The organism is Variovorax sp. LG9.2, assembly GCF_035018885.1.
GTDB lineage: Bacteria > Pseudomonadota > Gammaproteobacteria > Burkholderiales > Burkholderiaceae_C > Variovorax.
Genome location: NZ_JASJXB010000015.1, coordinates 72,885 through 96,888, shown reverse-complemented (window position 1 = coordinate 96,888; position 24,004 = coordinate 72,885). Strand labels below are relative to the sequence as shown.

22 protein-coding genes are annotated in these 24,004 nt (G+C 62.4%); 12 read left to right on the top strand and 10 right to left on the bottom strand.

Going from position 1 to position 24,004, the window contains the following annotated elements; all coding sequences use genetic code 11:
- Window positions 1-43 precede the first annotated feature (43 nt).
- The 3 genes from lspA to QN413_RS16445 form a co-directional block, all read right to left on the bottom strand.
- A complete protein-coding gene (lspA, locus tag QN413_RS16455) occupies window positions 44-532 on the bottom strand; it encodes a signal peptidase II (RefSeq protein WP_409051580.1) in 489 nt (162 codons plus the stop codon).
- A 13-nt stretch (window positions 533-545) separates the two neighbouring features.
- A complete protein-coding gene (gene ileS / locus QN413_RS16450) occupies window positions 546-3,383 on the bottom strand; it encodes an isoleucine--tRNA ligase (RefSeq protein ID WP_323497655.1) in 2,838 nt (945 codons plus the stop codon).
- Window positions 3,384-3,499: 116 nt separating this feature from the next.
- Complete coding sequence (locus tag QN413_RS16445) at window positions 3,500-4,549, bottom strand: bifunctional riboflavin kinase/FAD synthetase (protein WP_323497654.1); 1,050 nt, start codon at window positions 4,547-4,549, stop codon at window positions 3,500-3,502.
- A 188-nt stretch (window positions 4,550-4,737) separates the two neighbouring features.
- Here QN413_RS16445 and QN413_RS16440 point away from each other — a divergent pair, with 188 nt between their 5' ends.
- A complete protein-coding gene (locus QN413_RS16440; protein ID WP_323497653.1) occupies window positions 4,738-5,295 on the top strand; it encodes an HNH endonuclease in 558 nt (185 codons plus the stop codon).
- A gap of 39 nt (window positions 5,296-5,334) precedes the next feature.
- Here QN413_RS16440 and QN413_RS16435 read toward each other — a convergent pair whose 3' ends face one another.
- The 3 genes from QN413_RS16435 to QN413_RS16425 form a co-directional block, all read right to left on the bottom strand.
- The gene (locus QN413_RS16435) at window positions 5,335-6,738 is read right to left on the bottom strand and encodes an alpha/beta fold hydrolase (RefSeq protein ID WP_323497652.1); all 1,404 of its coding nucleotides are present in this window, start codon (window positions 6,736-6,738) and stop codon (window positions 5,335-5,337) included.
- A 111-nt stretch (window positions 6,739-6,849) separates the two neighbouring features.
- The gene (locus tag QN413_RS16430) at window positions 6,850-7,965 is read right to left on the bottom strand and encodes an acyl-CoA dehydrogenase family protein (RefSeq protein ID WP_323497651.1); all 1,116 of its coding nucleotides are present in this window, start codon (window positions 7,963-7,965) and stop codon (window positions 6,850-6,852) included.
- 92 nt (window positions 7,966-8,057) lie between these two features.
- Window positions 8,058-9,257, bottom strand: a complete 1,200-nt coding sequence (locus tag QN413_RS16425; protein WP_323497650.1) for an acyl-CoA dehydrogenase family protein — start codon at window positions 9,255-9,257, stop codon at window positions 8,058-8,060.
- A 139-nt stretch (window positions 9,258-9,396) separates the two neighbouring features.
- Here QN413_RS16425 and purN point away from each other — a divergent pair, with 139 nt between their 5' ends.
- Complete coding sequence (purN, locus tag QN413_RS16420; RefSeq protein WP_323497694.1) at window positions 9,397-10,002, top strand: phosphoribosylglycinamide formyltransferase; 606 nt, start codon at window positions 9,397-9,399, stop codon at window positions 10,000-10,002.
- Here purN and QN413_RS16415 read toward each other — a convergent pair.
- Window positions 9,983-10,222 carry a DUF1653 domain-containing protein gene (locus QN413_RS16415; protein WP_323497649.1) on the bottom strand — a complete coding sequence of 80 codons (240 nt, stop codon included), beginning with the start codon at window positions 10,220-10,222 and terminating at the stop codon, window positions 9,983-9,985. The genes purN and QN413_RS16415 overlap by 20 nt on opposite strands.
- A 65-nt stretch (window positions 10,223-10,287) precedes the next feature.
- Between QN413_RS16415 and QN413_RS16410 the strand changes: the two genes are divergently transcribed.
- Both QN413_RS16410 and QN413_RS16405 read left to right on the top strand, forming a co-directional pair.
- On the top strand, window positions 10,288-11,559 hold the full coding sequence (locus tag QN413_RS16410; protein WP_323497648.1) for an RsmB/NOP family class I SAM-dependent RNA methyltransferase: 1,272 nt from the start codon (window positions 10,288-10,290) through the stop codon (window positions 11,557-11,559).
- A 132-nt stretch (window positions 11,560-11,691) separates the two neighbouring features.
- Window positions 11,692-12,906 (top strand): fatty acid desaturase, encoded by a 1,215-nt coding sequence (locus QN413_RS16405; RefSeq protein ID WP_323497646.1) that lies wholly within the window; start codon window positions 11,692-11,694, stop codon window positions 12,904-12,906.
- Between the two features lie 176 nt (window positions 12,907-13,082).
- Here QN413_RS16405 and rpmG read toward each other — a convergent pair whose 3' ends face one another.
- The 3 genes from rpmG to trxB form a co-directional block, all read right to left on the bottom strand.
- On the bottom strand, window positions 13,083-13,256 hold the full coding sequence (rpmG, locus tag QN413_RS16400; protein WP_007830291.1) for a 50S ribosomal protein L33: 174 nt from the start codon (window positions 13,254-13,256) through the stop codon (window positions 13,083-13,085).
- 11 nt (window positions 13,257-13,267) lie between these two features.
- Window positions 13,268-13,501, bottom strand: coding sequence for a 50S ribosomal protein L28 (rpmB, locus tag QN413_RS16395; protein WP_323497645.1), 234 nt, complete (start codon window positions 13,499-13,501; stop codon window positions 13,268-13,270).
- A 149-nt stretch (window positions 13,502-13,650) separates the two neighbouring features.
- Window positions 13,651-14,613, bottom strand: coding sequence for a thioredoxin-disulfide reductase (gene trxB / locus QN413_RS16390; protein ID WP_323497644.1), 963 nt, complete (start codon window positions 14,611-14,613; stop codon window positions 13,651-13,653).
- Window positions 14,614-14,786: 173 nt separating this feature from the next.
- Between trxB and QN413_RS16385 the strand changes: the two genes are divergently transcribed.
- From QN413_RS16385 to QN413_RS16350, 8 genes are all read left to right on the top strand, one after another.
- Window positions 14,787-15,461 (top strand): Crp/Fnr family transcriptional regulator, encoded by a 675-nt coding sequence (locus QN413_RS16385; RefSeq protein ID WP_187052830.1) that lies wholly within the window; start codon window positions 14,787-14,789, stop codon window positions 15,459-15,461.
- A gap of 181 nt (window positions 15,462-15,642) precedes the next feature.
- Window positions 15,643-18,045, top strand: a complete 2,403-nt coding sequence (locus tag QN413_RS16380; RefSeq protein WP_323497643.1) for a DNA translocase FtsK — start codon at window positions 15,643-15,645, stop codon at window positions 18,043-18,045.
- 16 nt (window positions 18,046-18,061) lie between these two features.
- Complete coding sequence (gene lolA, locus QN413_RS16375; RefSeq protein ID WP_323497642.1) at window positions 18,062-18,706, top strand: outer membrane lipoprotein chaperone LolA; 645 nt, start codon at window positions 18,062-18,064, stop codon at window positions 18,704-18,706.
- A gap of 94 nt (window positions 18,707-18,800) precedes the next feature.
- Window positions 18,801-20,114 (top strand): replication-associated recombination protein A, encoded by a 1,314-nt coding sequence (locus QN413_RS16370; protein WP_323497641.1) that lies wholly within the window; start codon window positions 18,801-18,803, stop codon window positions 20,112-20,114.
- 253 nt (window positions 20,115-20,367) lie between these two features.
- Entirely contained in the window at window positions 20,368-21,297 is a 930-nt protein-coding gene (locus QN413_RS16365) for a branched-chain amino acid ABC transporter permease (protein WP_187052826.1), read from the top strand.
- Window positions 21,298-21,309: 12 nt separating this feature from the next.
- Window positions 21,310-22,500, top strand: coding sequence for a branched-chain amino acid ABC transporter permease (locus tag QN413_RS16360; protein WP_323497640.1), 1,191 nt, complete (start codon window positions 21,310-21,312; stop codon window positions 22,498-22,500).
- A gap of 12 nt (window positions 22,501-22,512) precedes the next feature.
- Window positions 22,513-23,283, top strand: a complete 771-nt coding sequence (locus QN413_RS16355; protein WP_323497639.1) for an ABC transporter ATP-binding protein — start codon at window positions 22,513-22,515, stop codon at window positions 23,281-23,283.
- A 1-nt stretch (window position 23,284) separates the two neighbouring features.
- Complete coding sequence (locus QN413_RS16350) at window positions 23,285-24,001, top strand: ABC transporter ATP-binding protein (RefSeq protein ID WP_187052823.1); 717 nt, start codon at window positions 23,285-23,287, stop codon at window positions 23,999-24,001.
- Window positions 24,002-24,004 lie beyond the last annotated feature (3 nt).

Genomic DNA, 24,004 nt, shown 5'->3' with positions numbered 1-24,004 from the left:
GCGGCCGGCCCCGCGTCGAGTCCCAAAGGGAGGGGCCGCGCCTCTACTTGCCTCGTCTGACCCGACGAAGCTCGTCCAGCACCAGACAGATCGCTCCCAACGTGATGGCGCTGTCGGCCACGTTGAACGCCGGGAAGTGCCAGTTGCCGACGTAGAAGTCGAGAAAGTCGACCACGTAGCCATGCATCATCCGGTCGATCACGTTGCCGATCGCGCCGCCGAGGATGGATGCCATGGCAAACGAAAACAGCTTCTGGCCGGCGTGCGTCTTGAGCATCCACAAGATGAACACGGCAGCCGCCACGCCGATGGCGGTGAACAGCCAGCGCTGCCAGCCCGAGTGGTCCGCCAAGAACGAAAACGCCGCACCTGTGTTGTGGGCCCGCACGATGTTGAAGAAGCCGGTGACGGGCGTGTGATCGCCCAGCCGGTAGTAGCCCAGGATCAGCGTCTTGGTGAACTGGTCGACGATCAGCACGATCGCTGCCCAGCCTAGCCAGGGCCACAGGCTGCCGCCGCGCGACAAGGTCATGGTGCGCGCCATGTCAGGCAACGCTCCGCACTTCGCCCGCACCGTACAGGTTGCTGGTGCAACGGCCGCAGATGGTCGGGTAGGCCGCGTCGTGGCCTACATCGGCGCGGTAGTGCCAGCAGCGCTCGCATTTGACTTCGCTCGATGCGACGACCACGGTCGACATCGCTGTGCCTGACAGCAGCGCGACGTCCGACGCGATGAGGACGAACTTCAGGTCGTCGCCGAGGGACTGCAGCAGTGCGTGATCTTCCGGCGGCGCCGTCAGTTGCAGCGTGGCTTGCAGCGACGAGCCGACCTTGCCTTCGGCCCGCACTGTTTCGATTTCCTTGTTGACGCCATCGCGGATCTCCCGGATGCGGCTCCACTTGGCGAGCAACGCGTTGTCAGCGGTGCCGAGGTCGGTGTACGTCTGCGTGAAGATCGATTCAGTGTGGCCCAGCACGCGCCACGCTTCTTCCGCGGTGAAGCTCAGGAACGGCGCCATCCAGCGCAGCATCGCCTGCGAGATGTGCCAAAGCGCGGTCTGCGCACTGCGGCGTGCCAGCGAGCCCGGCGCGGTCGTGTAGAGCCGGTCTTTCAGGATGTCGAGGTAGAAGCCGCCCAAGTCTTCCGAGCAGTAGATCTGAAGCTTGGCGACCACCGGATGGAATTCGTACACCTGATAGTGCGCGAGGATCTCGGCCTGGAATTGCGCTGCGCGGCTGAGCGCATAGCGGTCGATCTCGAGCATGCGGTCCAGCGGCACCGCATCCTTGGCGATGTCGAAATCGCAGGTGTTAGCCAGCAGGAAGCGCAGCGTGTTGCGGATGCGGCGATAGCCGTCGACCACGCGCGCGAGGATCTTGTCGTCGCCCGCGATGTCACCTGAATAGTCGCTTGCTGCCACCCACAGGCGGATGATTTCTGCGCCCAGCTTCTTGCTGACTTCCTGCGGGTCGAGCCCGTTGCCGAGCGACTTGCTCATCTTGCGGCCTTGCGCATCGATGGTGAAGCCGTGCGTCAGCAGCCCACGGTACGGCGCACGGCCTTCGAGTGCGCAGGCGATCAGCAGCGATGAGTGGAACCAGCCGCGGTGCTGGTCGTGGCCTTCAAGGTACAGGTCGGCTTCGGGGCCCGTTTCGTGAAAGCCCGGTGCGTGCGTGCCGCGCAGCACGTGCCAGAACGTCGAGCCCGAGTCGAACCAGACTTCGAGGATGTCGGTGCTCTTGGTGTAGCTCGACGCGTCGTCGGCGCCGAGGATCTCTTCGGTCGTGACGCGGCTCCAGGCCTCGATGCCGCCGGCCTCGACGATGCTGGCCGCCTGGTCCAGGATCTCCATCGTGCGCGGGTGCAACTCGCCCGAATCCTTGTGCAGGAAGAACGGGATCGGCACGCCCCAGCTGCGCTGGCGCGAGATGCACCAGTCGGGCCGGTTGGCGATCATGTCGTGCAGGCGCGACTTGCCGTTTTCTGGGTAGAAGGTCGTCTGTTCGATGGCGTCGAGCGCGGTCTGGCGCAAGGTCTTGGGCGCCTTGTCCTTGGTGAACACGCCTTCGCCTTCGTCCATGCGGATGAACCATTGGGCCGCGGCCCTGTAGATGACCGGCGACTTGTGGCGCCAGCAGTGCGGGTAGCTGTGCGTAATGGTTTCTGTCGTCATCAGGCGGCCGGCATCGCGCAGCGCGGCGATGACTTCGGGCACCGCCTTCCAGATGTTCTTGCCGCCGAACAACGGAAAGTCGGCCGCATAGCTGCCGTTGCCTTGTACCGGATTCAGGATGTCGTCGATCGTCAGCCCGTGTGCGATGCAGGAGTTGAAGTCGTCCACGCCATAGGCGGGCGAGGAGTGGACCAGGCCGGTGCCGTCGGTGGCGGTGGCGTAGTCGGCCAGGTACACCGGCGACAGGCGCTGGTAGCCCGCGTCGACGTCATAGAGCGGGTGCTCGAACTCCAGGCCACCGAGCGCCTCGCCCTTGACGGTGGCCAGCACCTTGCCATCGAGCGCATAGCGCGTCATGCACATCTCGACCAACGAGTTGGCCAGGATCAGCAGACCGCGCTCGGTGTCCACCAGCGAATACTCGAGCTCGGGGTTCAGGTTGATCGCCTGATTCGCCGGGATGGTCCAGGCGGTGGTGGTCCAGATGACGGCGAACACATCGCCCAGCACGTCGGGCCGGCCGAAGGCTTCGAGCACCTTGGTGCGTTCGTGCGCTTTGAAGGCGACGTCAATGGTTTGCGACTTCTTGTCGGCGTATTCGATCTCGAACTCGGCCAGCGACGAGCCGCAGTCGAAGCACCAGTACACCGGCTTCAGGCCGCGGTAGACGAAGCCGCGCTCGATCACGCGCTTGAAGGCGCGCAGCTCGCCGGCCTCGTTAGCGAAGTCCATCGTCTTGTACGGATGCGTCCATTCGCCCAGCACGCCCAGGCGCTGAAAGTCAGTCATCTGCTGCGCGATCTGCTCGGTCGCGAAGGCGCGGCTTTTGGCCTGCATGTCGTCGCGGCTCAGGTTGCGGCCGTACTTCTTTTCGATCGCGTTCTCGATCGGCAGGCCGTGGCAGTCCCAGCCCGGCACATAGAGCGCGTCGAAGCCTTCGAGCTGTCGCGCCTTGATGATCATGTCCTTGAGGATCTTGTTGACGGCGTGGCCCATGTGGATCTGGCCGTTGGCGTACGGAGGGCCGTCGTGCAGGATGAACTTGGGCGCGCCCATGCGGGCGTCACGCAGGCGCTGGTAGCGGCCTTCGTCTTCCCATTCCTTGACCCAGCCCGGCTCGCGTTTGGCCATGTCGCCGCGCATCGGGAAGGGGGTGTCGGGCAGGTTGAGAGTGGCGCGGTAGTCGGTCGAGGAGGGGGTGTCGGACATGATTGGAGTACGGAACAGGGCTTCGACAGGCTCAGCCCGAACGGGTCAGCGTCGGAACGGAGGGGAAAGCCGTTCGCCCTGAGCTTGTCGAAGGGCGGCAGCACGAGCGTGCAAGGCTAAATTCGGTCGCGCGTGGTCTGGCGGTGGGTTTCTGCGTGGGTCTGCACAGGCATGGACGCGAAGAACGCGCGCGCGTCCCGGCCATCCTTCGCGATGCCTGCAGTCAGGGCTTCGAGGCTGGTGTAGCGCAATTCGTCGTGCAGTTTTGAGAGCAGTTCCACGCGAACGATTTTACCGTAGGCACCTTCGATGCCGAGTTGCGAGGGCCACTCCAGGCAATGCGTTTCGAGCAGCACACGACCGGCGTTCACGTCGTTGGCATCGAGCGACGGCCGCACGCCGAGGTTGGCAACGCCCGGCAGCGGCTTGTCGCCGAGGCCGTGCACCAGCACCGCGAAGATGCCACTGGCCGCCGGTTTCCAATGCTTGAACCGCAGGTTGAGCGTGCGAAAACCGTCGTCCTTGCCCGGCGCCGACGCACCCAGGGCCCGACCGAGCTTGCGGCCGTGCACCACATGGCCCGAGATGGCATAAGGGCGACCAAGCAGCGTCTGTACCTCTTTCATGCGTCCGGCCTCCAGCGCCTCGCGCACGGCCGAACTCGACACCCTCAGGCCGTGCACTTCGTAGCTGTTCATGCGCGCCACGTCGAAACCGTTCGCGTCACCGGCAGCGTCGAGCATCGCGTAGTCGCCGGCGCGCTTGGCACCGAAGCGGAAGTCGTCACCCACCAGCACATAGCGGGCGCCGAGGCCTTCGACAAGTACGTCGCGCACGAATTCATCGGGGGTTTGCGAGGCCAGCCGATTGTCGAAAGGCAACACGATGGTCTGCGCCACACCGCCGGCAGCGAGCTCGGCCAGCTTGTCGCGAAGGGTGCCGATGCGGGCTGGCGCGAGCTCCGGTCGCTTCGCAAGCGCCGCGAAGTAATCGCGCGGATGCGGCTCGAAAGTCAGCACGCAACTAGGCAGGCCGCGCTGACGGGCCTCGGTGTTCAAAAGCGCGAGCATGGCCTGATGGCCACGATGGACGCCGTCGAAATTGCCGATGGTCAGGGCGCAGGCTTTAGCCACACCCGGGTGCCGAAAACCGCGAAAAACCTGCATAGGCGTTGTCGAATTGATCTCTTTTTGATAGCAGCCCGCGCCCGTCAAATGGGCTCGCAGCAGCGATTTGTCACAAAGCCGGTATATTGTGACGCAGTGAGTCAATTGCCCTCTGTTCAGGGGTGCCTGCGACTCACCGTGTGCATCCGGTCTTTCCGTGGTTCTTCCCTTTTTTGAGGAGACGTGTGGTGAAGGTCTTGAAACTGTCGGCCCAAGGGCTGCCCCAGTCGTGGATATCGCTCGAACAGGCGGTAATTCACTACGCGGCGGACGAAGTTCGCTGGGAGGTGGGCGCGCAGGTGGCGGTGTATCGCGGTGGGCACAACGCTGTGACCGGGCTGCAGTCGCAGATCGCGATCAACAGCATCATCGGCACGAAGGGCGTGCCGCGCATCAATCCTTTCACGCAGCGCCCCGGGCTGACCAACAGCAAGCTGTTCTCCCGTGACCGGGGTTTCTGCGCCTATTGCGGCGGCCACTTCCACGACGACGAACTCACGCGCGAGCACATCATTCCGTTTGCGCAAAACGGCATCGACGTGTGGATGAACGTGGTCACGGCCTGCAAGCCCTGCAACCACCGCAAGAGCAGCCGCACGCCGGAGCAGGCGAACATGCCGCTGCTCTACGCGCCCTATGTGCCCAGCCTGTGGGAAGACTTCATCTTGCGCAACCGCCGTATCCTCGCGGATCAAATGGAGTTCCTGATGGCGCACCTGCCGCACAGCTCGCGCTTGCACGGCTAGCAGCGCCGCTCTCCAATTCCGCTGCGGCCTCCGGACGACTCAGTACGTCAGTTCGAGCAACGTGATGTTGCCTTGCGCCGCGGGCCAGGTCTGGCCTGCGACGCGCTCACCATTGAACTCGCCGGCGACAGAACGCGGCGCCTCGCTCGTCAGCTTGATCTTCGACGACGAAACACCCGAACCGTGCGGCGGAACGCCCGGCAGCGCAGCTTGCCCGTCGAAGCGCATGGTGTCGCGCTCGGCATCGAAGTAGCCGCGCGGGCGGGTAAAGATCACGATGGCACTGGCATCGCGGTCTGCCGGCGCAATGCGTTCGGGTCGCAGGTTGATCACGCTGCTGCTGCGCGGAAAAGGGCTGCGGTAGACATGTGTGGTGGCATAGCCCGGCGCCGTGATCTCGAACTCGTAGGCGGTGCCGGACTGTGCTCCGAACGGTCCCCAGCGGCCGTCGGCGCCGATCGTCTTGCGATGGACCGGTTCGCCGGTGCGAGCGCCCGTGCTGGCATCCGTTGCATAGACCGCCAACTGCGCGCCCACGATCGGGATGTTGTTGGTGAACTGACCGCTCGCCGGATCGATGCTCGAAAGCCCGAGGCCGGTGAGGCGCCCGTCGAGCACGACTGTGGACTCTGGTGTCACGGCGGTGGTCCTCGGTGCCTCGCCCACCAGAAACTGCCAGGTCGCGGCGAAGGCCGCCGGCGAGAACGACGTCTCGCGGTGATCGACACGCGGTAGCACGATGTTGGTCGCGCCCTTCAGCGCCGGCGCGTCGTAGCCGATGTTCGTCGGCTTGCCGGGCGCACCGATCCACACGCCATCGGGTTGCGCGAACTTGTCGTTGCTGTCGGAGCGCAGCGTGAGCCAACGGACGCCGGACGTGACCTCGTCGCCGCTCGGTCCCTTGGGCATGTTCAGTTGTTGAATGAGGGCCGAGCGCGCCGAAAATTCACTGCGTTCGTTGAAGCCCGGCACGTTCCAGATGCCGTGGGCGGGGTTTCCGCCCAGCACCACGGCGCTGACCTTGCCAGCGCCGCCGTAGTTTTGTACGTAGTTGCGGATCGTGTTGCCGCCACGCGAGTTGCCAAGCAGCACGACCTTGCTGGCGCCCGTCGCTTTCAGCACTTTGTCGACTTCGGTTTGCAGAAAGGCTGCGGACTCCGCCGTCGAAGTGCGGCCCGGTTGAGCGATGGTGTCGTCGTCCCGCGCCAGCGGCATCGGCTGGTCGACGGCGAACAGCCGATCACGTGGCCAGCCGTTCGACTCGAAGCGCCAGATCGTCGTCTGCCAAAGCGCTGCTGAATCGCCATTGCCGTGCATGAACACGATCGGCGGACGCTCGGTCGACGACGGGGAAGGCGCGGTGGCGCAGGCGGTGAGCATGGTGACGGCGACGGCCGTGGCCAAACCCGCAATGAGGACTGTGCGACGTGTGTACGTGGGCATTACAAGCTTCGTTCCAAGTAAATACAAAACGCCCGCCGGCGAGTGCGGGCGGGCGTGTGGTGCGCTGGATGCAAGGGCGCTGGTCGGCAGGTGGCGAGAGAAGTCGCGCCTTCAGGCGAAGACGCCCGCCGTGTCATGCATGCGCGTGGACACTTCTCCCAGGTGATGCAGGGTGTCGCCGAACGTCATTTCGAGCTGCGTGAGCTTGCGAAAGTAATGGCTCGCGATGTATTCGTCGGTCACGCCGATGCCGCCGTGCAACTGCACCGAGTTCGCCGCGACGTAGCGCATCGACGTGCCGAGTTGGTACTTGGCCCGTGCCATTGCCTGCCGGCGTTCCTCTGCCGGGGCATTGAGCTTGAGCGATGCGTAGTAGCTCATCGAGCGCGCAAGTTCAAGCTGCATCTTCATGTCGGCGATGCGATGGCGCAGCGCCTGGAAGGTGGAGATCGTCACACCGAATTGCTTGCGCTGGTTCATGTAGTCGACCGTCAACGCGACCGTCTTGTCCATGACGCCGACCGCTTCGGCACAAATCGCTGCGATGCCGATGTCGACAGCGTGCTCTAGGGCCGTCAGTCCGTCGACCGTGACCAAAATTGCCGCAGCCTTGTCGAACACGACTTCAGCGGCGCGGTCGCCAGCCTGCGTGCCGTAGCCGCGTGCTTCGACACCGCTGGCGCTGCGCTCGACCAAAAAGAGTGCGATCTTTCCGTCGAGCTGGGCCGGCACGAGGAAAGCATCGGCTTCATCGCCGGCAGCCACCAGGCTCTTGGTGCCGTTGACCGTGTAACCGTCGCCCGACTTGGCGGCTTTTGCCTCGCACACGTCGAGTCGGTAGCGTGCCTTGCGCTCCTGGTACGCGAGCACGACGATGGCCTGACCGCCGGCGATGCGCGGCAGCCAGTTTTCCTTGATGTCGGCGCCGGCGTAGCCGCTCAGCACCCCGCCCGCGATCAGCGTCTGTGCAAAAGGCTCGAGCACGATGCCGCGGCCGAGTTCTTCCATGACCACCATGCCTGCAACGGGGCCCATGCCAAGCCCGCCGTCGTCTTCGCTGATGTAGAGACCGCCAAGGCCGAGTTCGGCGATCTCGTCCCATGCTTCGCGCGAGAAGCCACCGGCCGCTTCGATCTTGCGGCGGCGTTCGAAGTCATAACCTTTGTCGACCCACTTGCGAACGGCGTCGCGAAGTTGTTCCTGGTCGTCGGTGAAGTTGAAATCCATTTTTAATTCCTAGCGAAGCTCTTGCTGGAGCCCCCTCGTGGAGGGGGAGTGGGGAGCAGTCCTGTCGCGCTCGCGCGGACGGTTCTAAGGCGTTAGCCGAGAACCGTCTGCGCGACGATGTTGCGTTGCACTTCGTTCGAGCCACCGTAGATGGTGGTCTTGCGCATGTTGAAGAAGGTCGACGTGAGCGGCGCCAGTGCAGGGTTGCCACCGGGAAAGTTGCCTTGGTAGCCAGCTTCCATCGCCTCGCGGATGAGCGGTAGCGAATAAGCGCCGCCCGCCAGCATCATCAGTTCCGTATAGCGCTGCTGAATTTCGCTGCCGCGAATCTTCAGCAGACCGGCGACGTCTAGCGAGTTCTTGCCCGACGTGGCGGCCGACAGAACGCGCAGGACCATCATCTCGAGGGCGACCAGGTCGACTTCGAGCTTGGCAATCTCGTCGCGGAAGCGCGAAGCGTAAGCATCGCCCGCCGCGTCCCAAACGCCTTCGCTCTTCGCGATGCGCTTGAGGCGTTCGAGTTCGCGCTTGGCGCGGTTCACGTCGGCAATGTTGGTGCGCTCGTGGCTGAGCAAATGCTTGGCGTAGGTCCAGCCCTTGTTCTCTTCGCCGACCAGGTTCTCGGCCGGCACTTCGACGTTGTCGAAGAACACTTCGTTGACTTCATGGCCGCCGTCAAGCAACTTGATCGGCCGCACGGTCACGCCTTTCGACTTCATGTCGAGCAGCAGGAAGCTGATGCCGGTCTGCGGCTTGCCTTCGTTGCTGGTGCGCACGAGGTTGAACATCCAGTCGCCATACTGGCCGAGCGTGGTCCAGGTCTTTTGGCCGTTGACGATGTACTTGTCGCCTTGGCGTTCGGCCTTGGTCTTGACCGAGGCGAGGTCGGAACCCGAACCCGGCTCGCTGTAGCCCTGGCTCCACCAGACTTCACCGCTGGCGATGCCAGGCAGAAAGCGCTTCTGCTGTTCGGCATTGCCGAAAGCCATGATCACCGGCGCGACCATCACAGGTCCGAACGGAATGATGCGCGGCGCGCCTGCCAGGGCGGTTTCTTCCTCGAAAAGATGGCGCTGGATGGCTGTCCAACCCGGACCGCCGAATTCCTTTGGCCAGCCGTAACCGAGCCAGCCCTTGGAGCCCAAAATCTTGGCCCACCGCTGGAGATCTTCACGCGTCAGCTCGAGCGCGTTGTGCACCTTGTGCGAAATCTCGGGGGGAAGGTTCTCTTTGACCCAGGCGCGAATATCTTCGCGGAACTTTTGTTCTTCGGGCGTGAAGCTCAAATCCATGCATGCCTCGCTGTGTTGATCGGATCGCCGTTGCGGCTTGATTTCCGGAATTGCGGTTTTTAGCACGGTCGTGCGGTTTTCGGGTGTCCGCGCCGCGACAAAAAGGTCGCAGCTGCGCGCACAGATAATTCGCGCCTCCATGAAAAACATCGTGATCCTGATTTCCGGTGGCGGCTCCAACATGGCGGCCATCGTGCGGGCTGCCGGGAGCGGTCGCTGGGCAGAGCGCTTCAGCGCTCGCATCGCGGCGGTCATCAGCAACCAGCCGACGGCGGGCGGCCTTTCTCTGGCAGCAGCGAACGGCATCGCTACGGCGGCCGTAGACCACAAAGCATTTGCGGTGCGCGATGAGTTCGACGCCGCACTGGCAGCAGCCATCGACGTTCATGCGCCGGCGCTGGTCGTTTTGGCAGGATTCATGCGTATCTTGACTCCCGGCTTCGTGGCGCATTTCGACGGGCGTCTGATCAACATCCACCCGTCGTTACTTCCGGCCTTTCCGGGGCTTCGCACCCACCAAAGAGCGATCGACGCGGGCTGCCAGGTGGCGGGCGTTACCGTGCACCATGTCACCACGGAGCTCGACCACGGCCCGATCCTCGCGCAGGCCGCGGTGCCTGTGCTGCATGGCGATACGGCCGCCACTCTGTCCGAGCGGGTGCTCGCACAGGAGCATCGCCTTTATCCGCTGGCCATCGAGCGCTGGCTCGAAATCGAAGCAACTGCTAGTCTGAAATCCGCTTGAACCTCAGGCGTTCGACGCCATCGAACTGAACGGTTTCGCCAAACATCGCTGTGGGCCGTACCCATAGACCATGCTGGCCGTAAAGCGCGCGATAAAGCGTCATCGGCTCCAAGGTTTCGCTGTGGCGCACGGTGTCGATGACTTCGTATTCGTCGCCTTTGTAGTGGCGGTAGCGGCCGGGTGGCGTCGCAATCAGGGGAGGGAGGTCGTCGTCGGTCATCGTCGGATTGTGGCGGCCGGCGTCTGGGCGCCGGCGCTGCGGAGGCAGGATGGGACAATCGCCCCATGCATCCCCAAGCCCTGTTGCAGGCGACCGCCGATCTGGTCGGCCTTGTTCTGAAATTCGATCATCCGGCCGACCAGGTCGTTTCCCGTTTTTTTCGTGATCACCGTGAGTTCGGGCCGCGCGAGCGCGGCACGCTGGCCGAGACCGTTTACACCGTGCTTCGGAAGAAGCTGTTGTTCGATCACTTGTCGCCCTCGGGCAGCGGTTCCAAGGAGCGGCGCATGGCGATTTTGGGGTTCTACGGACCCCGCGACTTCCTGAAAAGTGCACTCAACGACACCGAAAAGCGTTGGCTGGACAACTGCGACGCCGTCAGCCAGGACGATCTCCTCGAGCGCCATCGCCACAATTTGCCCGAATGGATGGTCGGCCCGCTAAAGGCGCAATTGGGCGATGATTTTTGGCGGTTGGCCGAGAGCTTGCAGCAACCGGCACCGCTCGATCTGCGGGTCAATGTGCTGATCGCCAAGCGGCCCGAAGTCAAAGCGGAACTGAAGAAGGCAGGCATCGCCGCCGTAGAAACGCCGTTCTCGCCTTGGGGTTTGCGCATCGACGGCAAGCCGGCGCTCAACAAGCTGGACGCCTTTGTGCGCGGCGCGGTCGAGGTACAGGACGAAGGGTCGCAATTGCTGGCGTTGCTGCTCGACGCCAAGCGCGGCGAAATGGTGGTCGATTTTTGCGCTGGCGCGGGCGGCAAGACGCTCGCCATCGGTGCCACGATGCGCAACACCGGTCGGCTGTATGCCTTCGACACCTCGGCGCACCGGCTTGACGCTCTGAAGCCACGGCTCGCACGCAGCCAGTTGTCCAACGTCCATCCTGCCGCAATCGCGCACGAGCGCGACGACCGCGTCAAGCGCCTGGCCGGGAAGATCGATCGCGTGCTGGTCGACGCGCCCTGTTCGGGACTCGGCACCCTTCGCCGCAATCCCGATCTGAAGTGGCGCCAGTCGCCCCAGTCGGTGGCGGAAATGACTGCGAAGCAGGCCGCCATCCTGCAAAGTGCGGCACGGCTGGTGAAGTCCGGCGGCAGGCTTGTCTATGCGACGTGCAGCCTGCTGCCGGAAGAAAACGAGGCCATTGCGGAGGCTTTCAGCGCGGCCAACCCGGATTTCGCGCCGATGGACGTGGCAGAGGTGCTTGAGGGGCTGAAAGTCGAGGGCGCAAAAGAATTGTGTGCACGCGGCGAGAGCGGTACCCGCTATTTGCGGCTTTGGCCACACAAGCACGCGACCGATGGTTTCTTTGCAGCCATATGGAACCGCAAATAGGCGCGAGGCTCCAAAGAGGTAGATACCCTTGCGATTTATCAAGGATATAGGGCCTCAAAATGGCCTCGGCCCCTTAAAATTCGACCATATCTTAAGGCTGCACCTTCGTGTGGCCATGGAGTACCTGACTCAATGTTGCTTCCTGACTCTGCCGTTCTGAACGCGGCCATCGAATGGCTCGGACACGGCTTGTGGAATCTGACGTGGTGGGAAGTCGTGCTGTACACGCTCGTTACCACGCACATTACTATCGCGGCCGTCACTATCTTCCTGCACCGGACGCAAACGCACCGTGCCATGGACCTGGGCCCGATCCCGTCTCATTTTTTCCGCTTTTGGCTCTGGCTCGGCACCGGCATGGTGACCAAGGAATGGGTTGCCATTCACCGGAAGCACCATGCGAAGTGCGAGACGGAAGAAGATCCGCACAGCCCGCAGGTCAAGGGCATCGACGAAGTGCTTTGGCGCGGCGCCGAGCTCTATCGCAAAGAATCCAAGAACATGGAAACGATGGAGCGTTACGGCCACGGCACGCCTGACGACTGGATCGAGCGCAATCTGTACACGCGCTTCAGCTGGCAAGGCGTGGGCTTGATGCTGGTCATCAATGTGGCGCTGTTCGGCATGTTGGGCCTGGCTGTTTGGGCCGTGCAGATGCTCTGGATTCCAATCACTGCTGCCGGCATCATCAATGGCATTGGCCACTACTGGGGCTACCGCAACTTCGAGGCGCCCGATGCGAGCCGCAATGTTTCGCCTTGGGGTCTGATCATTGGCGGCGAAGAACTGCACAACAATCACCACACCTACCCGACGTCGGCCAAGTTCTCTGTCAAAAAGTACGAGTTCGATATCGGCTGGGTCTACATCCAGATGATGCAAGCCATCGGCTGGGCCAAGGTCAAAAAGGTTCCGCCAAAGATGCTCATGGGCGACATCCAGCCCGTGGCCAACGAGAAGACGCTCGAGGCCGTCATCGCCAATCGCTATGAAGTTATGGCCGGTTATGCCCGGGGAATGCGTCAAACGACGCGTGACGAACTGGCCGTGCTTAAGGCCAAGGGCGCCGATCTGTCGGTTCTGAAGGCGGCCAACCGCTGGCTGCATCGCGACGACGACAAGGTGCCGGCATCGGCCCGTCCACACTTGGTGCAGGCCCGTGCCGCGCACCCGGTGCTGGACAAGATGGTGACGATGCGTGAGGAACTGCGTCAGCTGTGGCTCAATACATCGCACTCGCGTGAACAGTTGGCCAGCGATCTGGCCGCTTGGTGTCACCGCGCGGAAGCCAGCGGCATCAGCGCGCTGCGTGAGTTCTCGGTGCGCTTGCGGGCTGCTCGTACATAGCAGTACAGATCACCTACTGGCTCGTCTCAATGCGATGGCGCGTGGGACGGGAATGAAAAGCCGGCTCTATGCCGGCTTTTTTGTGTCTGTCACCTTGGTGCGTTGGCGCTCTCCATAGATCGCAGGCGACAAAAAACCCGCTGGATTGCAGCGGGTTTTTAATGGATCCAGCCGAATTACTTCAGCTTGATTTCCTTGTATTCGACGTGCTTGCGCGCCTTGGGATCAAACTTCATGATCGACATCTTTTCAGGCATCGTCTTCTTGTTCTTGCTGGTCGTATAGAAATGGCCGGTACCCGCAGTGGATTCCAGCTTGATCTTTTCGCGTCCGCCTTTGCTCGTTGCCATGATTTAGCTCCTTAAGCTTGGCCGCGTGCGCGCAGATCTGCGAGCACGACGTCGATGCCGTTTTTGTCGATCAGGCGCAAAGCAGCGCTTGAAACACGCAGGCGAATCCAGCGGTTTTCTGTCTCGACCCAGAAACGACGGTATTGCAGGTTCGGCAAGAACCGGCGCTTGGTTTTGTTGTTGGCGTGGGAAACATTGTTTCCGACCATCGGGCCCTTACCCGTGACTTGACATACGCGTGCCATGTGGACGCTCCTTCATGAACAGCTGGCACCGGTCGCAGCGGAACGAAATCCGTTGGGGGTGGTTTGCAGCTTGACCTCGCCAGAAACGGGTGGCGGTACCCCGGTTTGCCGGAGCGCAAAAATGCACCCGAATTCAGCAAAGCCTGCGATTATAGCGTGCCGTCTTGTTCGAGGAAGCGCTGCGCGTCGAGCGCTGCCATGCAGCCCGTGCCTGCGCTGGTGATGGCTTGACGGTAGATGCTGTCTTGCACATCGCCTGCGGCAAAGACGCCCGGCACGCTCGTCATGGTCGCAAAGCCCTGCAGCCCCGAGCGCGTCACGATGTAGCCGCCGTTCATCTCGACCTGGCCTTCGAAAATGTCGGTGTTGGGGTGATGACCGATCGCGATGAAGCAGCCCTGCAGCTTGATGTCTTCGGTCGAGCCTGTTTGCGCATTTTTGAGTCGAACGCCCGTCACGCCCGAGTCGTCGCCCAGCACTTCGTCGAGCGTGTTGTGGACCTTGAGTACGATCTTGCCTTCACGCTCTTTCTCGTAGAGCTTGTCGATCAAGATGGGCTCCGCCTTGAACTTGTCGCGTCGATGCACGAGAGTGACCTTGCTGGCGATATTCGACAGGTAGAGCGCCTCTTCGACCGCCGTGTTGCCGCCGCCAATGACGCAAACTTCCTGGTTCTTGTAAAAGAAGCCGTCGCAAGTTGCGCATCCGGACACACCGCGTCCCATGAACTTCTGTTCCGATTCGAGGCCCAGATACTTTGCCGAAGCACCGGTGGAGATTACGAGGGCGTCGCAGGTGTAGGTTGCGCTGTCGCCGGAGAGAGTGAAAGGTCGCTTGCTCAAGTCGACCTTGTTGATGTGATCGAACACGATTTGCGTCTTGAAACGCTCTGCGTGCTCCAGAAAACGCTGCATCAGTTCGGGGCCTTGAACACCGTGAACGTCTGCCGGCCAATTGTCGACTTCGGTCGTGGTCATGAGCTGTCCGCCCTGAGCCATGCCGGTGATGAGGAGCGGTTGCAGGTTGGCGCGTGCCGCATAAACGGCGGCGGTGTAGCCGGCCGGGCCGGAGCCCAGGATTAGGACCTTGGCGTGTTGTGGGGATGAGGACATGGATAGAAAACCTAAGATTTGCGCTGCGCCAGCGTGTACATTTTCAGGGTGATAGGTATGAAGTATCACCGCCCGGTTCAATACCGGGCGCGCTCCATTTTCAATGCGCACGATTGCTTTAATGAATTGGTTTGCAATTGGTCGAACAACGTGCGGTAGCGAGGATTAATTGAATGTCGATGCTGTCCAATCTTGAGCTGCTCCGGCGCGTCCCACTGTTCGCAGCCCTGACTCCCATGCAGGCTGCAAGCATCGCAGACGCGATCATCAAAAAACGCTTCAAACGCGCGGAGATGGTGGTCGAGCAGGGCAAGAAATCAGATGCGCTGTACATCATTCTCACAGGACGAGCGCGTGTCATGAGCACCGACAGCCGGGGCCGCGAAGTCATTCTCGCCACCTTGCAACCCGGCGACTACATCGGCGAGATGAGCTTGATCGACGACGAGCCGCATTCGGCCACCGTCCGCACTGAAGTGCAGACCGACGTCCTCATGCTGGGCCGCGAAGCGTTCGCGCGCTGCCTGCCCGAGAACTCGTCCATGTCGTACAACATCATGCGAGGCCTGGTGCAACGCTTGCGGCACGCCGATCGCAAGATCGAGTCGCTCGCCTTGATGGACGTTTATGGGCGCGTCGCGCGCTCCCTGCTTGAGTTTGCAGTGGACGATGGCGCGGGTAACCTCAAAGTGCGTGACAAGATTTCCCGCCAGGACCTGGCCAAGATGGTGGGCGCATCGCGCGAGATGGTCAGCCGAGTCATGAAAGACCTCGAAGAGCGGGGCTTTGTCCAGACGCAGCCCGATGGCTCGATGATCGTCAAAGACCGGCTGCTGTCGCTGACCTGAGCGGCCGTGCCGGCTGCGACTTCCGCAGATGGCTTGAAACGGGCACGGCGCCGCGGCGCGTTGCGCGCTTCTGACGGTGCCGTCGCTGACAACGCGACAGGCGCCTTTTTCGTTGTAGTGTTCATGCGGCCGTTGCCCGTTCTTCATTGTCTGGAGTAGCGGGCTGGATGCCGCGTTTTTCATGACCTATTCGCTCAATACGCTTCAATCTTCTTCTCCTGGTGCCGACGCGCAGCCCGTGCGCCTGAAGGCGATGCGCTTCGCCCACGAAATCACGCTGATCGCGGGGTTTGTGGTGCTGCTGTTCTGGCTGCTCGCCATGTTGAGCTTCACCCCCTCCGATGCGGCCTGGTCGACGTCCGGCACGGGCGGTGACGTCAAGAACTGGGGAGGCCGACTCGGCGCGTGGATAGCCGATGGCAGCTACTTCCTGGCCGGCTATTCAGTTTGGTGGTGCCTTGCGGCGGGCCTGCGTGTCTGGCTGTCATCGTTGGCCGGCTGGCTGCGCGGAGGCGAAGTGTCGCCCGCCGAGGAGCCCGTGCGCGGTCGCTTCAACCGCAGCCGTATCGCGTTCTGGGCGGGGCTGGTGCTGCTTCTATGCGCCAGCGCCATGCTCGAATGGTCGCGTTTGTACCGCCTCGAATTCCGTTTGCCTGGTCATGGCGGCGGCATCCTCGGCTATCTCGTGGGGCCGGGGAGCGTCAAGTGGATGGGCTTTACCGGCTCGGCGCTGATCGCCATTGCCTGCGGCGTGATCGGCTCTGCGCTGGTGTTCCGATTTTCGTGGAGCCTGATCGCAGAACGTATCGGCTCGCGGGTGTATTCGCTGTTCGAATCGCGGCGCGAAAAGCGCGAGATTGCGGCCGACATTGCATTAGGCAAGAAGGCCGTCCGGGAGCGCGCGGAGGCAGAAGAGTATCTGGCCTCGCGCGATGGCGATGGCGATGGCGACGACGGCGAGATGGCTGACGACGAGATACGCATCGATCCGCCGCCAAGACGCCGCCCCCCTTCGCCGCCGGTGCAGATCGAACCGGCCATGAGCGATGTGCCCAAGAGCACCCGCGTCGTCAAAGAGCGTCAGAAGCCGCTCTTCAAGGAATTGCCCGACAGCAAGTTGCCGCAAGTCGATTTGCTCGATGCAGCGTTGGTGAGGCAGGAGACGGTTTCGCCCGACACGCTCGAAATGACCTCTCGCATGATCGAGAAGAAGTTGAAGGACTTCGGCGTCGAAGTGCGCGTGGTGCTGGCCTCGCCCGGCCCTGTGATCACGCGCTACGAGATCGAACCGGCGACCGGCGTCAAGGGTTCGCAGATCGTCGGCCTGGCCAAAGACCTGGCGCGTTCGTTGTCGCTGGTGTCGATCCGGGTGGTCGAAACCATTCCCGGCAAGAACTTCATGGCGCTCGAGTTGCCGAACGCCAAGCGGCAGTCGATCAAGCTCAGCGAAATCCTGGGCTCGCAGATCTATCACGAGGGCAAGTCGATGCTCACGATGGGGCTCGGCAAGGACATCATCGGCAACCCGGTCGTCGCCGACCTTGCCAAGATGCCGCACGTGCTGGTGGCTGGCACGACCGGCTCGGGCAAGTCGGTCGGCATCAACGCGATGATCTTGTCGTTGCTCTACAAGGCCGAGGCGCGCGACGTTCGGCTCTTGATGATCGATCCCAAGATGCTCGAAATGTCGGTCTACGAGGGTATCCCGCACCTGCTGGCGCCGGTGGTCACCGACATGCGGCAGGCCGCGCACGGCCTCACCTGGTGCGTGGCCGAAATGGAGCGCCGCTACAAGCTGATGAGCAAGCTTGGCGTGCGCAACCTGGCCGGGTACAACGTCAAGATCGACGAGGCCAAGGCCCGCGAAGAGTTCATCTACAACCCGTTCAGCCTGACGCCGGACGATCCGGAGCCATTGCGCCGCGAGCCGCACATCGTGGTCGTCATCGACGAGCTGGCCGACCTGATGATGGTGGTCGGCAAGAAGATCGAGGAACTGATCGCGCGACTCGCGCAAAAGGCGCGCGCAGCAGGCATCCATTTGATTCTGGCGACGCAGCGTCCCAGCGTCGACGTCATTACCGGACTGATCAAGGCCAACATTCCGACCCGGATTTCGTTTCAGGTGTCGAGCAAGATCGACTCGCGCACCATCCTCGACCAGATGGGCGCCGAAGCGCTGCTCGGAATGGGCGACATGCTCTATATGGCCAGCGGCACCGGACTGCCGGTTCGCGTGCATGGCGCCTACGTCAGCGATGAGGAAGTCCATCGCGTGGTCGCGTACCTCAAGTCGCAAGGCGAGCCCGACTACATCGAAGGCGTACTCGAAGGCGGTTCGGTCGACGGCGAAGACCTGTCTATGAGCGGCGATGCCAGCGCCGAAAAGGACCCGATGTACGACCAGGCGGTCGAGGTCGTGCTCAAAAACCGCAAGGCCAGCATTTCGCTGGTGCAGCGCCACCTGAAGATCGGCTACAACCGCGCGGCGCGGCTGGTCGAAGACATGGAAAAGGCCGGTCTGGTCAGCTCGATGAGCACCAATGGCCAGCGCGAAATTCTGGTGCCGGCGCGCGCCGAGTGAACCTAACGGACGATTGATGAAAAAGCTCTTTGCGACACTGTTGATAGCAACTGCCACATTCGGTGCATGTGGCAGCGCATGGGCCGGCGGCATGGAAAGCCTTGAGTCATTTGTGAAGACCGTGAAAAGCGGCCGCGCCGATTTCACGCAGACCGTGACTGCGCCGCCGCGCGACGGCCAGCTAGGGCGCGTCAAGACGTCGACCGGCACCTTCGAGTTCCAGCGGCCTGGCAAATTCAAGTTCGACTACAAGAAGCCGTTTGCGCAGACCATCGTCGCCGACGGCAAGACGCTGTCGCTGTTCGATGTCGATCTCAACCAGGTCACGCAGCGCCCACAGGCGCAGGCCCTTGGGTCGACGCCCGCCGCACTGATTGCGGCCGCTCCCGACTTGCGCGCACTGCAGACCGACTTCGCGCTCGAAGGCGCGCCGGAGCGCGATGGCCTGCAGTGGGTCAAGGCAACCCCGAAGAGCAAGGACGGCCAGCTCCAGAGCGTGCAGATCGGGTTTCAGGGTGACGCGTTGGCGTCGCTCGAAATCCTCGACAGCTTCGGCCAGCGATCGGTATTGAAGTTCAGCAAGGTCGAGGTCAATCCGACGCTGCCGGCAGGCACCTTCGAATTCAAGACGCCTGCGGGCGCCGATGTTTTGAAGCAATAGCCTCCGCGGTCGCGGTCGGCCTCATCGCTGTCCGCTTTCGACCTTCTCGGCATAGCGCTCCCGTTCTTGTAGCGCGGCATCGCAAAATGTTCCCATGGCCGTCAAATCCCAAGCCACTGCAGCGACATCACACCAACCACTGGCCGAGCGCCTGAGACCGAAGACGCTGGGCGAGGTCATCGGCCAGCAGCACCTGCTCGGACCGGGCATGGCACTGCGCATCGCGTTCGAGTCGGGCCAGCCGCACTCCTGCATCCTCTGGGGACCGCCCGGCACCGGCAAGACGACCATCGCCCGTTTGATGGCGGATTCGTTCGATGCGCAGTTCTTGAGCATCAGCGCGGTGCTCGGCGGTGTAAAGGACATTCGCGATGCGGTCGATCGCGCCACGGTCGCGCGGGATGGCCTGGAACAACGGCGCACCATCGTGTTCGTGGACGAAGTGCATCGCTTCAACAAGAGCCAGCAGGACGCCTTCTTGCCGCACGTCGAGTCAGGCCTGTTCACCTTCATCGGCGCGACGACCGAGAACCCTTCCTTCGAGGTGAACTCGGCGCTGCTTTCGCGGGCTGCGGTGTACGTGCTGCAACCGCTGGGTGAGGACGACCTGAAACAGATCGTCACGCGCGCCCAGCAGATCAACGCGGTGCCGGCCATCGAAGGCGCTGCGATCGACCGGCTCGTTGCCTATGCAGACGGTGATGCGCGCCGCCTGCTCAACACGCTCGAGACGCTGGCCGTTGCCGCTGGTGCCGAAAAGATCGAGCAAATTACCGACGACTGGTTGCTGCGCGTGCTGGGCGAGCGCATGCGGCGCTACGACAAGGGCGGCGAACAGTTCTACGACACCATCAGCGCGCTGCACAAATCGGTCCGAGGTAGCGACCCCGATGCCTCGCTCTACTGGTTCATGCGAATGCTCGATGGCGGCGCCGACCCGCGCTACATGGCGCGCCGCCTGGTGCGCATGGCCAGCGAAGACATCGGCCTGGCCGACCCGCGGGCACTGCGGCTCGCGCTGGACGCAGCCGAAGTCTACGAGCGCCTTGGCACGCCGGAAGGCGAGCTCGCGCTGGCCGAATGCGTGATCTACCTGGCGATGGCGCCCAAGTCGAACGCGGTCTACAAGGCGTACAACGAGATCAAGGCCTTCATCAAGAACGACGGGACGAGGCCGGTGCCGATGCATCTGCGCAATGCACCGACCAAGCTCATGAAGGAGCTCGACTACGGCAAAGGCTATCGCTATGCGCATGACGAGGCCGACGGCTTTGCTGCCGGTGAGAGCTATCTGCCCGACGGTATGGCACCGCCGCCGTTTTATCGCCCTGTCGAACGCGGGCTGGAGATCCGTATTGCCGAGAAGCTGCGCGAGCTCCGCAAGAAAAACGGCGACGCAAAAGACTGACTGGCAGCCGACCAAATGAATGGTCTTTGCAACAGCGATCGACTGCAGACATCAGGCCCGACATCACCGCATGCGCAATCTGCAAAAGGCTGTGGTGAGCGCACGCCACAGCGGGAAAACCCGTGCCCCGAATGCACCAAAGTAGCGTGCATGCGTGCCTACAATCCCGCCCACCTTGCCGCCAACCGATCGGGTCTGGCGGGAATTTTGCTAGGTAGCTGAACGGCGCCAATCCGGTGCGTAGGGACTCGTTATGGAAATATTGCTGCAGCAGATCATCAACGGTCTGGTTCTCGGCAGCATGTATGCCTTGATAGCCTTGGGCTACACCATGGTGTACGGCATCATCAACCTCATCAACTTTGCGCACGGCGAAGTGCTGATGGTCGGCGCGCTCACCAGTTGGAGCGTGATCCGCTTCATGCAGGAGTCGATGCCCGGCATGCCAGGCTGGCTCATGCTCATCATCGCGCTGATCTGCGCCTGCGTCGTCGCGGCCACGCTTAATTTCGTGATCGAGAAGCTGGCTTACCGGCGACTGCGAAACAGCCCCAAGCTGGCTCCGCTCATCACGGCTATCGGCATGTCGATCCTGCTGCAGACGCTGGCGATGATCATCTGGAAGCCGACCAACAAGCCTTATGCGACCTTGTTGCCCTCGGATTCCATCAATGTGGCCGGCGCGTCGATCTCGCCCACGCAAATCATGATCCTGGTCGTTACCGCTATTTCATTGGCCGTGCTGACCTGGTTGGTCAACTACACCAAACTCGGCCGCGCGATGCGTGCCACCGCCGAGAACCCGCGCGTCGCGTCGCTCATGGGCATCCGCCCTGACGTGGTGATTTCAGCGACATTCGTCATCGGTGCGGTGCTCGCAGCCATCGCTGGCGTGATGCAAGCTTCCAACTACGGCATCGCCAACCACTCGATGGGTTTCTTGCCCGGCCTCAAGGCCTTCACTGCGGCGGTGTTCGGCGGCATCGGCAACCTGCCGGGCGCCGTGGTCGGCGGGTTGGTGCTGGGACTGGTCGAAGTGATCGGGGCCGGTTACCTGGGCACGCTCACAGGCGATGTGCTGGGCAGCCAGCATGCCGACATCTTCGCGTTCGTGATCCTCATCATCACACTGACCGTGCGACCATCCGGCTTGCTGGGCGAGCGCGTGGCAGACCGAGCTTAAGGAGTGAACACCATGCAAAAGAAAAAAAGCATTGTTCTCTTCATCCTCGCGGCCATTGCCCTCATCGTGCTGCCGCATATCCTGCAGCAGTTCGGCAATGCCTGGGTGCGCATCGCCGACACCGCTTTGCTCTATTGCCTGTTGGCGCTGGGCTTGAACATCGTGGTCGGTTACGCCGGTCTGCTCGACCTGGGCTATGTGGCCTTCTATGCGATCGGCGCGTACATGTACGCGTTGCTCAATTCCTCGCAGTTGACCGATAACTTCCCGGCCATCGCCGCGATGTTTCCGGGTGGGCTGCACACGCCGCTGCTGGTGGTGATTCCGCTGGCGCTGGGTCTCGCGGGGGTTTTTGGTGTGCTGCTCGGCGCACCCACGCTCAAACTGCGCGGCGACTATCTGGCCATCGTGACGCTGGGCTTCGGTGAAATCATTCGTGTGTTCATGAACACGCTGGACCACCCGGCCAACATCACCAACGGCGCAAAAGGCATCGACGGGATCGATTCGGTGCATTTTTTCGGGCTCAATCTGGGCAAGTCTTTGACCATCGGCGGCTATACGATGTCTTCGGTCACGCTGTATTACTACCTGTTTCTGGTCTTCGTGCTGGTCACGCTCGTCATCTCGCACCGCCTGCAGAACTCGCGAGTCGGGCGTGGCTGGATGGCGATTCGGGAGGACGAAATCGCCGCCAAGGCGATGGGCATCAACACACGCAACATGAAGCTGCTGGCCTTCGGCATGGGCGCCAGCTTTGGCGGCGTGTCGGGTGCCATGTTCGCGTCGTTCCAAAGCGCCATCACGCCGGAGTCTTTCAATTTGAACGAGTCGGTGATGATCGTCGCGATGGTCGTGCTGGGTGGCATCGGCCATTTGCCGGGCGTGATCCTCGGCGCGGTATTGCTGGCGACGCTGCCCGAGGTGCTGCGCTACGTGGCGGGTCCGCTCCAGGCGCTGACCGACGGCCGACTCGATGCATCCATCCTGCGCCAGCTCTTTATCGCGCTTGCCATGATCATCATCATGCTGGTACGGCCGCGTGGCTTGTGGCCATCGCCAGACCACGGCAAGTCGCTCGCGTCGGCCAAGGGCAGCCCGGTGCCGATCGATGGATCGATCCAGCAGCACGGCTCGGGCCTCGAGGCACCATCCGATGAAGTGCCCGGCGGTGCCGCGCGTCCGATGTCGATCAATCCTTGAACGAGCCAGCACATGACTGAAACCATTCTCGAGGTGCGCGGCATCTCCAAACGTTTCGGCGGCTTGCAGGCGCTGTCGGACGTGGGCATCACCATCAAGCAGGGCCAGGTTTACGGCCTGATCGGCCCCAACGGCGCCGGCAAGACGACCTTCTTCAACGTGATCACCGGGCTCTACACGCCGGACAGCGGCAGCTTCGAATTGGGCGGCAAGCCGTACCAACCCACGGCGGTGCATGAGGTGGCGCAAGCCGGCATCGCCCGCACTTTTCAGAACATCCGCCTTTTTGCTGAAATGACGGCCCTCGAGAACGTGATGGTCGGGCGCCATGTGCGCACCCACTCGGGCGTGTTCGGCGCGATCTTTCGCACGAGCAGTTTCAAGACGGAGGAAGCGGCGATTGCCAAACGCGCGATGGAACTGCTCGAGTACGTCGGTGTTGGCAAGTACGCGGACTTTAAGGCGCGCACCCTGAGCTATGGCGACCAGCGCCGGCTCGAAATCGCGCGTGCTCTAGCGACAGACCCGAAACTCATCGCGCTCGACGAACCGGCTGCCGGCATGAACGCGACCGAGAAGCTGCAGTTGCGCGAACTCATCGACCGCATTCGCAAGGACAACCGCACGGTGCTCATCATCGAACACGACGTGAAGCTCATCATGGGTTTGTGCGACCGCGTGACGGTGCTCGACTACGGCAAACAAATCGCCGAAGGCGTGCCCGCCGACGTACAGAAAAACGAAAAGGTGATCGAGGCTTACCTCGGCACCGGAGGACATTGACATGGCCCAGACACTACTCAAGGTCAGCGGCCTGAAAGTCGCGTACGGCGGCATTCAGGCCGTCAAGGGCATCGACTTCGAAGTGCTAGAGGGCGAGCTCGTTTCGTTGATCGGCTCCAACGGCGCCGGCAAGACGACAACGATGAAGGCCATCACCGGCACCTTGCCGCACCTCGGCGGCACCATCGAATTCCTGGGCAAGAACATCAAGGGCCGCGGCGCCTGGGATCTCGTCAAGGAGGGCCTGGTCATGGTGCCCGAGGGCCGTGGCGTGTTCACGCGCATGACGATCACCGAGAACCTGCAGATCGGCGCTTACATTCGCACGGACAAGGTCGAGATCGGCAACGACATCGATCGCGTTTTCACGACGTTCCCCCGCCTGAAAGAGCGCGCGACGCAACTGGCCGGCACCATGTCGGGTGGCGAGCAGCAGATGCTTGCCATGGGACGTGCCTTGATGGCGCGCCCCAAAGTGTTGTTGCTCGACGAGCCGACGATGGGCCTGTCGCCGATCATGTGCGACAAGATCTTCGAGGTCGTGCAAACGGTGGCGTCGCAGGGCGTGACCATCTTGCTGGTCGAGCAGAACGCAAACCGCGCGCTGCAGCTCGCCGACCGTGGCTATGTGATGGAGTCGGGGCTGATCTCCATGTTCGGCGATGCCAAGGTGATGCTGAGCGATCCGAAAGTCCGCGCCGCCTATCTTGGGGAATAGTCG